Source organism: Clostridium neonatale (assembly GCF_001458595.1).
GTDB lineage: Bacteria > Bacillota > Clostridia > Clostridiales > Clostridiaceae > Clostridium > Clostridium neonatale.
The window spans coordinates 155,861-167,431 of sequence record NZ_LN890328.1 but is presented as its reverse complement, the minus strand read 5'-3'; the positions used below and the strand labels follow the sequence as shown (position 1 = coordinate 167,431).

Below are 11,571 nucleotides of genomic sequence, written 5' to 3'. Positions count from 1 at the left end.
AACTCATTATCTATAGTTGTATGCTTATTATAATATTATAAGAGAATTTAATAATAGACTTAAAAAACATATTCGTAATAGGCTTATTCTACTATTTTTTAACCTATCCTTGTTTTTATTATACTAATATGAATAAGACCATATTTACATAGATAAATATTTTACTTTAAACAAAAAAGATGTTTGAAATAATTATTTTTTCAAACATCTTTCTTAATTTATACTTCTAAATATTTTCTAATTGATATGAAACTTCCTATTACACCCATAATTATTCCTATACCAAGAACTATTGGAATTAATGTGCTTAACAACTCCCATGTACTTGGATAAATCAAACTATCCATTATAGGATTACTCATTATATTCTTACAAACAATACTATATACAGTACTTACTATAATAATACTCACAGTTCCTCCAATAGCACCTATAGCACCGCCTTCAATTAAAAATGGAAGCCTTATAAAATTATTTGTTGCTCCAATATATTTCATTATTCCAATTTCTCTTCTTCTAGTATAAACAGAAATCTTTATGGTATTTACAATTAGTAAAATCGATGCAAACCCTAGCACTACTGTAGATATTAAGCTTGCAGTTTTTACTGTCTCATTTAAGCCAGATAAAAATCTAGTTATAACATCATCGTCATTAACCTTATAAATTTCAGAATATTGTTCTAATTCTGCTTTTATTTCTTTATTTTGAGTAGTATCTATTAATTTAATTTCAAAGCTGGCTGGTATTGGATTTTCACCATTTTTACTTACTTCATTGATGATTCTCTCCATTTCAGAATCACCTTCTTCTTCAAAGCTATCTTTATATTTAGTTAATCCCTCTTCTTGCGAAACAAAAGTTACCTTTTCAACATTAGGTAATTTAGATATTTCATTTTTCATAGTTTCTATTCTTTCTTCTTTTGTATCATTTTCAATAAAAGCTATTAATTCAATCTTATCTTGTAAATTTTCTATATTGATTTTACTTACTTCTATTATTGAAAAAAACGCACCAAATATTGTTAATGAAATTAACACTGTTGTAAAAGCCACAAAAGAAACTAGTCTGTTTTTAAATATATTGCTTATCCCTTCACCACTAAGCTGTCTTACTGTTCTAAGCTTCAAGAGAATAACCTCCTTTTTTATTGTCACTTATAATCTCACCACTGCTCATAGAGATTACTCTTCTTCTCATAGTATCAACAATATTACTATCATGTGTTGCCATTACTACAGTAGTTCCATTATCATTTATTTCTTCTAATATCATCATTATTTCTCCAGCAGTACTTGGATCTAAATTTCCTGTTGGCTCATCTGCAATAAGAAGCATTGGCTCATTAACTATAGCTCTAGCTATAGCTACTCTTTGCTGCTCTCCACCTGATAATTCATTTGGATACATATTATATTTATGTGCAAGACCAACTGCTGACAATACCTTGGGCACTCTTTGTCTTATTCTTTTGGGACTTTGCTCAATAACTTTCATTGCATAAGCTACATTTTCATATACTGTCTTATCTGATAATAATCTAAAATCTTGAAAAACTACTCCAAGCTTTCTTCTGAAATAAGGAATCTCTTTTTCTTTTAAATCATTAAGTTTTGTTCCATCTACTATTATTTCACCATTTGTTGGCTCTACTTCTTTTAATAGCATTTTTATAAATGATGATTTACCTGAACCTGAACTTCCAACTAAAAATACAAATTCACCTTTATTAATAGAAACATTAATGTTTTTTATGGCATATACATTGTTATCATAAATCTTGTTAACATCTGTAAGTTTTATCATTTGTTCTTTTCCTTCCGTCTTCATATGTTTTTCTTATTTCCCCAACATATTCCATAAGGTAAATTAAAGCACAAAAACTGTAGATTTAAATTCTACAGTTTTTATTATTAATAATTATTATTTTAAATAGCTCATAGGATCTACAGGTGTACCATTTTTTCTTACTTCAAAATGAAGGTGGTTCCCTGTTGAATAACCTGTTGTTCCAACTGCTGCAATCTTATCTCCCTTTTTAACTGTCTGTCCTGCTGAAACAGATAAACTTGTATTATGTGCATATAATGTTGTTAATCCACCACCATGATCAATAATCACATAATTACCATAGGATTCACTATATGTAGCTACTATAACAGTACCTGAATTTGCTGCTGCAACTGTCACTCCAGCTGGTGCTGGTATATCTATTCCTGCATGTAATTTACTTACTCCAGTTATTGGATGAATTCTATATCCAAAATATGAAGATATTGTACTATACCCTGGTACAGGCCATCCAAATGCTCCACCTTCATATGAACCAGTTGAACCTGCTGTTAAATTATTGATTTGATTTTCAATATTTTTACTTTCTTTTTCAAGTGCTGCAATTTGTTCATTATTTAATTCTATTTCTTCTTTTAAACTATTTTGAATAGCTATAAGTTCGTCTACCTTTGCTTGCTGGTCTATAACTAATTCATCTACCTTTGCCTTTTCTTCAAAAAGAATATCTTGCTTTTCTTCCATGACAGTTCTTTCTTCATCTAACTGTTTTTCTTTTTCTTCTAATTCAATTTGAAGCTCAGTTGTATCTTTAATTATTTTATCATTTTGCTTTGTAATACTTGTTATCATTTCTAATCTTCTGATAAAATTCGGAAAGCTACTTGCTTCTAACAGTAATTGTAAATATCCACCAGCTTGCTGTTCATAAGATATTTTCATTACATCGCCTATTAGTTTATAATTTTCTTCAATTTTTAATTCAGCTTTTTCAATTTCATCTTTTGTCTTTTGGCTTTGTTCTAAAATCTTATTTACTTCAGCTTGAATCGTATTAATATTACTTTTTAACTTATTAACTTGTTCATTTAAATTTGCTAATTCAACTTCCAGCTCTTTTCGCTTTCCTTCTGTTTCACTAAGCTCTTGTTTTGCTGCATCTATATTCTTTTTCTTTTCTTCTATGCTGCTTTCAATATTTTTTTGCTCTCCTTTTAATTCTGATTCTGTCTTAGCACCAGCCTCCATTGTGGAGAACAACGTTGTTAATGTAACAATAGCGCTAATCATCATTATTAAAATTTTTTTCATCTTTTGTTTCCCTCATCCCTATTGATTAAAATATATTTATATATATTTACCCCTCTAGGCACCATCATATTGATTATAGTAAATTTTCATACTAACTTCATTGTTAAAACTTAGCATTCATAAGTACTTATATGATTTATTGCAACCACTACTTTATCATAATACAAGCATCTATTTCAATAGTTATAAACTATTCTTTGATTTCTTTTTCCTTTTTTTCAGAGCAGCAACTATGATTATTTCCTTTAAACATAAAGATCATCATAAGTATCATCATAATTGGGCATAATAATTGTGTAATCAATGGTATTAATCTTGAGCCACCAAGACTTCCCCCTATGAATGGTAAAACAATTGCTAATATTATAGGAAGCAAACAGCATACTCCCATCATTCCAAAGAATTTAAATATACCTTTATTATTCTTATTTGTCTCATTATTTCTTTTCATATTTCTCACTCCTCAATAAAATCGTTTATTCAAATACTTAATTATTTAAATATATTTTATCTAATACAAATGAAGATAATATGAAGAAATACAAAATTATCAATCTTTTTATACTTATTTATAATGTAATCTAAAATTATTGTTCAAAAGCTCTACTTTTCAATACTTTTTTTATATATATAATGTATAAAATCCCTGAAATAATACCTACTATGCTTATCAACTGGGCCATTTTTATATTTCCAATCATCAAACTATCTGTTCTCAATGCTTCTATAAAAAATCTTCCCGTAGAATATAATGTCACATAACTTGCCATAACTACTCCATCTTCATTTCTATTCTTCTTATATAAAATAAATATTAATATAAAAAACACAAAGAAATTCCATAGTGATTCATATAAAAATGTAGGATTATAGTACTCGCCATTTATATACATTCCTTTTTGTATGAATTGTGGAAATTTACTTATAAACTCATATGTTACTAAATCACCATGAGCTTCACCATTCATAAAATTTCCCCATCTTCCTATTGACTGAGCAAGTATCAATGATGGTGCTACAACATCAAGATATTTAGCCATTTTTATCTTTTTTATTTTACAATATATAATTGTAGCAATAAGTCCGCCTATAAGACCTCCATGTATAGCTAATCCCCCTAACCTTAAATTAAATATACTAAGCAAATCATTTTTATAATTTTCAAATTCAAAAATTACATAATATGCACGTGCACCTATAATTGCACATGGGAATGCTATTATAAATCCATCCAGTATTTTTTCAAAATCTAAATTTAATTTTTTCGCATTATAATCAGCTAATAGTATTCCTAAAATTGTTCCTATAGCTATTAATATTCCGTACCATCTTATTTCATAATTTCCCACACTAAATGCAATTGGGTTCATCATTGTTAACACCTCTATTCATATTTTTAATTATAAATATAAACTAATAACACCTTGTAAGCCTATAAATTAGTTTATCTAAAATAAATACTGTTTGTCTACTTAATTTGATTTTCTTTTATTATATAAAAAAAATGTGTAAATTATATAAAGATGCATATAAATTTAATAAAAAAGTTGCTATGAAATAGGGATGTAATTAGATTTATTTAAGCAAATCTAATTACATCCCCTTATTTTACTTTCTAAATGTTACTTCTTGTTCATCATTAAAATATACGCATGTCTTACTTGGTATAGTCTTTGCAATAACTCTGCCATTTCTTATTGAATATAATACTTCAGCTCTTCTTCTTACTGCATCATATCCACTTTCTGCATTAAGTAATATTAAATTCCCTGGCTTCCCTACTTCAATTCCATATACATCTTCTAAATTTAAAGTCTTTGCACTATTTGTAGATATAAATTTTAAAGATTCATTTATATCATCATAGCCCATCATCTGGCACACATGTAATCCAAAGTTTACAACTTCAAGCATATTTCCTGTTCCCATCGGATACCATGGATCAAAAATATCATCATGACCAAAGCATACGTTTATTCCTGCTTCATTTAATTCCTTAACTCTTGTAACTCCTCTTCTCTTTGGATATGTGTCAAATCTTCCTTGAAGATGAGTATTAACAAGTGGGTTTGATACAAAGTTTATTCCAGACATTTTAAGTAATCTGAATAATTTATATGTATAAGCATTATTATAAGATCCCATAGCAGTAGTATGGCTTACTGTAACCTTGTTTTTCAATCCACTTTCAAGTGCTCTTGCAGCTACAGTTTCTAAGAATCTTGATTGTTCATCGTCAATTTCATCACAATGAACATCTACTAAAACATCATATTTTTTAGCAAGTTCAAACATCTTATTAATAGATTCAACACCATACTCTCTTGTAAATTCAAAGTGAGGAATAGCACCAATTACGTCTGCACCTATTTTTAATGCTTCTTCAAGTAATTCTAATCCATTAGGATATGAAAGTATTCCTTCTTGTGGGAATGCTACTATTTGAATTGCTGCATAATCCTTAACTTCTTCTCTTACTTCAACCATAGCTTTTAAAGCTGTTAAGTTTGCATCAGTAACATCAACATGAGTTCTTATATATTGAATCCCATTAGCTACCTGCCATTCTATTGCCTTTTTTGCTCTAGTCTTAACATCTTCTTTAGTTAAGAATTCTTTTCTTTGCGCCCATCTTTCTATACCTTCAAAAAGAGTGCCACTTTTATTCCACTCTGGCTCACCTGCAGTTAAAGTAGTATCTAAATGGACATGTGGTTCAACAAAAGGCGTAGAAGCTAAAGCTCCTTTTCCATCTATAATTTCCTCATCTTGTTTAGCTTCTAAGTCAGATTTTATTTCAGTGAATATTCCATTCTCTATTCTTATATCTACTAATTCATCTTTGTCTAAAAGTCTTACACTCTTTATTAACATTGTATCTCATCCTTTATTCTAAAAAATTTGTGATTATCGCATATTTTTGCAATAATCACATGTTAAAATTATATATTTACTTTTATATGTAGTTACTCAAATTATATATGTTTATTTCATATATGCTTATTTCTTATTATAAATTATAATCATATTTTTTAATATTATTTCTTAGTAAATTTTGTTCCTACTATATAAACAACCATTGTGATAGCAATTGCATTTATTGCTATTACACCAACTTTAATAACATTAGCCGCTACAAATCCTGCTATAAATGCACCTATAGCAACATAGTTTATATCCATAAATTTTACCTTTTCAATGTTTTCATACTTTCTTTTTCTTATGAAGAAGTAATCAGCTATTAAAATTCCTCCAACCGGTGGAAGCATTGAATTTAAGAAAGTCAAGAATCCAGTAAAATTATTGTTTAACCAAATTGCACCTACAGTACCTAAAAGCCCGCTTGCTATAACCAGCTTATTTTTAGGAAGCTTTGTGATATTTGAAAGACCTAAGCCTGCTGTGTATATTGCGTTATCATTTGTAGTCCAAATATTTAATCCTAAAACTACTATTGCAGGAATAACTAAGCCTTGTGAAAACATAACATCGGCTATATCTGAGTCTCCAGTAACCATTGCACCTATTGCACCAAATAAGAACATTAATGAATTTCCGATAAAGAACGCTATTACAGTAGTCCATACTGCTGTCTTTTTAGTCTTTGCAAATCTTGCAAAATCTGGTGTTGCAGTACCTCCACTAATAAATGAACCTACACATAATGTAACACCTGTAACTAAAGTCATCTTGCTTGCTGGCTCAATATTCATTAATCCCTGTACTCCGCCAACTGAATTTGCTGCCATAAATGCTGATGTACTTCCAAGAATAGCTATGGCAGGAACTGCTATTGCACTTAAAATCGTTAGAGACTTCATTCCAAAGTAAGCAGTTGCAGTCATTAAAAATCCTGTTATAGCAACTAATAAATATAAGTTTACATTAAATCTATGTGCTATAGGTATTGCAAACATTGCTATACCAACACCAAACCAACCAATTTGTGTAATACTAGTTACAAAAGATGCAATATAAGATCCCTTTTCTCCAAATGAATATCTAGCAAGTAAGTGCATTGAAAGTCCACTTTCAGCTCCCATATAAGCTAGTGCTCCTGTATAACATGCAAGTATAAAGTTACCTATAAGTACAGCTATAAAGAAATCCTTAAGCGGTAATCCCGTTCCAAGGTTTCCTCCTGTAAGCATACTTCCTGAAAAGAAGGTAAATCCCAGCATTACTACAAACATTGAGAAAAATCCCTTCTTTTCCTTTGCATGTACATGTGTTAATGAGTAATCATGATCATTATTATTTTTCTTCATTTGTTCCATTAATATCACTCCTAAATTATATTATTTAGGAAAACCAGTACTTTTATACAAAAATGACCCTTCTATACTTTATAGAAAGGCCATAATATATGCATAATTAAATTCAGTACGTTATGATATTTAATTACGTTCTATGTCTATATATTATATGACCTTGCTCGTCTCTCTGGACGCAACTTAAAGGACTAGTTTTCTCTGAAACAAATTATATGTTCTTTGTCGAAAAGTGTCAATACAATATTATAAACTTTAAAATTTACCAATTTTGTTATTTTATTTTTAAGTTTATTTTTTAAGAACCATTGTAACCCATTCATTAGTTTTTGTTTTCTTTACTAAATTATAGCCCTGGTTATTTAGCTCATTATAAATTTCATTATTGCTCCACTCAACAAGGCCTGATACAAAAAGTATTCCATTATCCTTTATTACATTGTTAATAAGCTCCATAGATGATAAGGTTTCTTCTCCACCTATATTTATGAATACTACATCAAATTTTTCATCCACAGCTAAGTTTTTTGAAGTAACATCATTAACAAGTACATCTATATTCTGTATATTATTAAGACTTGCATTGTATAAAACTTCACTAGTTACATCCCTTATATCTAATGCAATTATGTGTTTTGCATTTCTTAAGGCTGCTGCTATACTTAATATTCCAGAACCTGTTCCTAAATCAAGTACGTTTAATCCTGTAAAATCTTCTTCTAATATATATCTTAGTAAATCCTGAGTAGTTTCATGAAGCCCGGTACCAAATGATCCCTGAGACTCAAAATTAATCTTTCCTTTTTCATAAGATATTTCATCATATGGCTCTGCAATAACCCATCCATTCTTTAAATCAACAGGTTCAAAAGGCTGCTGCCAGTTATCTTCCTTAATCTCAGATAATTTTATATTATCTTGTATATTTAAAACTTTCTTAATTTCTTCAATATGTCTTAAACAGCTTTCTTTATCATTTTCTATAGGATATACCTTTAAATCGGAAACTTCATTTTCTTTTTCAAAAAATCCATATCCATTAGAATCTACTGTCACTTCATATGGAGCATCATAATAAGTAGAATCCAATCCTATGCTTATAAGCTTGTTTAATACTGAATCTATTTCTGAATGTTTTACCGGAAATGATATTTCAAACATAATTTCACCTCATTAAATATTTGTTCTTTGATAATTATACAATAAATATTAAAAAACTTTAAATAAGTGATTTTTTAAATTGTTCACCTCTACATAAAAGTTACATTTAACAATCTAGTTCTTGAATATCTGCCACAACTATCAAATGTACGCTTACTTGCTATATTTCCATACCAGCAACCACCAATGGGAATTAATCCATTTCTTCGGCAAATTTCAGCCATATTTAATTGTAAACTTCTTGCTACACCTTTTCGTCTATGCTGTTCAAGTACAATTTCACCACATGCAGCATATCCTTTTTGCAGTTTATTTGGAACCATTACGCCAACGCCCAATGTTTCTCCATCTTTTACGAGGCGATATAATTCAAACTCACCTAAAGATATCCCTTCATCACTTAAATCATCATAAAAATCACCTGTCAATTCTCGTATTTTAGGCATTTCATCAACATTCACCTTTTTCATACACTCAAAGGCATATTCAGCAGGTTGTACATCATGGGGTATTGTTCCATCAAAAAAATATGCCTGCAAACATACTTCTTTATGAAAATCTAAACAAACTGATAAAAACATTTCATCGCATGTTGCAACATATGCTTTTTCTACAGTAAAATCACTAATTATTCTCTTCATGGCTTCCTGTGCTAAACCAGTATATTTTTCTGATACATAAAATGAAGTAATATAAATTTTTTTATCCCACTCAACGAATAAAGTATAAAATCCAATTATACTATTATCACATTTGATAATGTAAAAATCACCATCAATAACATGCTGTTCCCAAAACTCATCTACTACTCCTGTAAGTGTTCCTATATAAGAATTAACCATTTCCATAAAATCATTCATTATTGCCTTTTCAAATTTAATCATTTATTTTTTCCTCCATCCTTTACCTATATTATCATCATAAATTAAAACAGTATTTGAAAATTTTTACCTTACAGAAAAAGAAAGCAGGTATAGAAAAAATACTATACCTGCAACATATAATCAATTAAGTGTTCGTTTTGTATTTTCTGTAAGGCATTATTAGCATAACAAATAAAGTTAGAAAACTAACCAATTTATTATACAGTATAAAATTAATTAATGCTTATTACAGAACAATTAACAAACAAACACCACCTTTCAAATACTATACAATCAATATAGCATTATTTTTGTATTTTTTCAATATTATTCAATTATTTGTGCACTATTTTTACTCATCTAAACATTCTTATATTTACAAAATTTAGCATCAATCTCCTTTTTGAAACAAAAGAAAAAAGAGAACCTCACCCCTCTGAGCTTGGTTCTCCTCGCGACTACTCCAAGTGAGTAATATTACTGGAGTAACCGTAAAAACATCAATACAATTTATTTTTTCATTCTATATAAGTTTATTTCTTTTATTATTTAATGCCTATTGTATCCCAAATTTATTTTCTGGATTAAAATCATATGGATACTTTTTTGAAATAATAAGTTTTTTATTTTGGTCTACACCTGCATAAAAAACCTCTTCAATATTATTTATACTTTTCTTTTTAAGTTCAGATTGTAGCCACTTTTTATCTATACCAGCTATTTTAAGATTCTTATCTACTATTTTTCCATCAATTATAATATCATTTACCAAAGAAGAGCTCTTTACCTTTAAGTCCATATCATATGGAGTTATTGGCTTTTTATTGGCTTTTATTAAAACTGATAATTGACCATTGCTCTCCATTATTGCAAATTGTACATCCTCTAAATTAAAAACATCTTTTTCTCTTAACTTCATCATAAGCTCATTTATTGTAATCCTAAGTCTTTTTAGATTTTTATCGATAATACGTCCATTTTCTACTAATATCAAAGTCTTGGCATTTATTATTCTTCTAGCTGAATAACTTTTTAAATTTAAATAACTAGTTGATATGGTCAACAATGCAAAAGTTATCAATGCTACAATTCCCGAAAAAACCACATGATCTTTATCAATTATAATTTTAGCAATCATTGAGCCTATAGAAACACCCACTATGAAATCAAAAAAATTCATTTGTGAAATGATTTTAATACCAATTAATTTACTTAGAATTAATGCTAAAATATATATTAAAATACCTTTAATTATTGTGCTAAATAATATACTACTATACATACAAAATTACTCTCCTTATCTAAAATATAGCTATATTTTAAGCAAGTTGAGTAATTTTATTCATTTATCAGCTTTGCAATTGATATTCCAAGACTTGAGCACCTTATATTTTCTCTTTCAAAAGAAAAAAATCCTGGAGTTTTTTCTGCCCTAGGATTTAATTATCTATTCCATATTTATACTTACCATAAAAATCATTTCTACTATATACTTGGCTTATATTTTTTCTTGTGATATGTGACGTATATTATAAATTGTTCCTTCTTCTAATTTTACTTTGCTTAAATCATCAATAAAGTAAAACACATTATATTTCCATTTATCAGGATTATAAATTACTATATATTCTGCACCTTTAATGGTAATCATATTTTCTTCTATCTTATCTTTTAAATTATTAAGGCTTTCTTGCGGCTGTATTTCTCCTGTTATTTCAAATACATATCTGCTATCTTTAATTTTATATGTTGTCCTATCGATTAGTGGTATTCCAATTTGTCCTTATCGTAAAACATTACAAAAATGGTTGATTTATAGCAACTCCAAGCCTACTGCCATTATTGAATTTGATTCATTAGAATCTATTCTTAAGGGTATCTCCGAAGGTCTAGGAATATCACTTCTACCAAAAAGTATTTTACCTAAAAACAATAACTTTTTTATTTATGATTTAAATGATAAATTTAGTAAATTAGAGGTTAAGTTTATAATAAATAAAAATTTACGAATAAATCCTTTGCTTAAAAACTTTATTAACATAGCAAATAGTTATCTTTCTAGTTCATATTAATTAATTGTAAATTTTTACTGTTTTTTTTCCCATATCCTCAAATATTTTTTTCTTCTTTGATTTAAATTTATAAAATCTAATAAAATAAGGCTTTAAATA

12 protein-coding genes are annotated in these 11,571 nt (G+C 28.3%); 1 reads left to right on the top strand and 11 read right to left on the bottom strand.

The window, feature by feature from the left end:
- Window positions 1–218 precede the first annotated feature (218 nt).
- From ftsX to BN2920_RS21310, 11 genes are all read right to left on the bottom strand, one after another.
- Window positions 219–1,133, bottom strand: a complete 915-nt coding sequence (gene ftsX, locus BN2920_RS07800; RefSeq protein ID WP_058294461.1) for a permease-like cell division protein FtsX — start codon at window positions 1,131–1,133, stop codon at window positions 219–221.
- Entirely contained in the window at window positions 1,123–1,809 is a 687-nt protein-coding gene (ftsE, locus tag BN2920_RS07795) for a cell division ATP-binding protein FtsE (RefSeq protein WP_058296875.1), read from the bottom strand. Before ftsE ends, ftsX begins: the two co-directional genes overlap by 11 nt.
- A 117-nt stretch (window positions 1,810–1,926) precedes the next feature.
- Window positions 1,927–3,105: a murein hydrolase activator EnvC family protein gene (locus BN2920_RS07790; RefSeq protein WP_058294460.1), complete on the bottom strand. Its 1,179-nt coding sequence runs from the start codon at window positions 3,103–3,105 to the stop codon at window positions 1,927–1,929.
- 190 nt (window positions 3,106–3,295) lie between these two features.
- Window positions 3,296–3,556, bottom strand: coding sequence for a hypothetical protein (locus BN2920_RS07785; protein ID WP_058294459.1), 261 nt, complete (start codon window positions 3,554–3,556; stop codon window positions 3,296–3,298).
- A gap of 136 nt (window positions 3,557–3,692) precedes the next feature.
- Entirely contained in the window at window positions 3,693–4,475 is a 783-nt protein-coding gene (gene lgt / locus BN2920_RS07780) for a prolipoprotein diacylglyceryl transferase (RefSeq protein ID WP_058296874.1), read from the bottom strand.
- Window positions 4,476–4,713: 238 nt separating this feature from the next.
- Window positions 4,714–5,979: a cytosine deaminase gene (codA, locus tag BN2920_RS07775; RefSeq protein WP_058294458.1), complete on the bottom strand. Its 1,266-nt coding sequence runs from the start codon at window positions 5,977–5,979 to the stop codon at window positions 4,714–4,716.
- Window positions 5,980–6,143: 164 nt separating this feature from the next.
- Window positions 6,144–7,373 (bottom strand): cytosine permease, encoded by a 1,230-nt coding sequence (codB, locus tag BN2920_RS07770; RefSeq protein WP_058296873.1) that lies wholly within the window; start codon window positions 7,371–7,373, stop codon window positions 6,144–6,146.
- Window positions 7,374–7,667: 294 nt separating this feature from the next.
- A complete protein-coding gene (locus tag BN2920_RS07765) occupies window positions 7,668–8,537 on the bottom strand; it encodes a 50S ribosomal protein L11 methyltransferase (RefSeq protein WP_058294457.1) in 870 nt (289 codons plus the stop codon).
- An 89-nt stretch (window positions 8,538–8,626) separates the two neighbouring features.
- Window positions 8,627–9,421 (bottom strand): GNAT family N-acetyltransferase, encoded by a 795-nt coding sequence (locus BN2920_RS07760; RefSeq protein WP_058294456.1) that lies wholly within the window; start codon window positions 9,419–9,421, stop codon window positions 8,627–8,629.
- A 535-nt stretch (window positions 9,422–9,956) separates the two neighbouring features.
- On the bottom strand, window positions 9,957–10,682 hold the full coding sequence (locus BN2920_RS07755) for a DUF421 domain-containing protein (RefSeq protein ID WP_058294455.1): 726 nt from the start codon (window positions 10,680–10,682) through the stop codon (window positions 9,957–9,959).
- Window positions 10,683–10,898: 216 nt separating this feature from the next.
- On the bottom strand, window positions 10,899–11,141 hold the full coding sequence (locus tag BN2920_RS21310; protein WP_141443181.1) for a DUF4865 family protein: 243 nt from the start codon (window positions 11,139–11,141) through the stop codon (window positions 10,899–10,901).
- Here BN2920_RS21310 and BN2920_RS20950 point away from each other — a divergent pair.
- The gene (locus tag BN2920_RS20950; RefSeq protein ID WP_083498748.1) at window positions 11,041–11,472 is read left to right on the top strand and encodes a LysR substrate-binding domain-containing protein; all 432 of its coding nucleotides are present in this window, start codon (window positions 11,041–11,043) and stop codon (window positions 11,470–11,472) included. The two genes, BN2920_RS21310 and BN2920_RS20950, sit on opposite strands and share 101 nt — an antisense overlap.
- Window positions 11,473–11,571 lie beyond the last annotated feature (99 nt).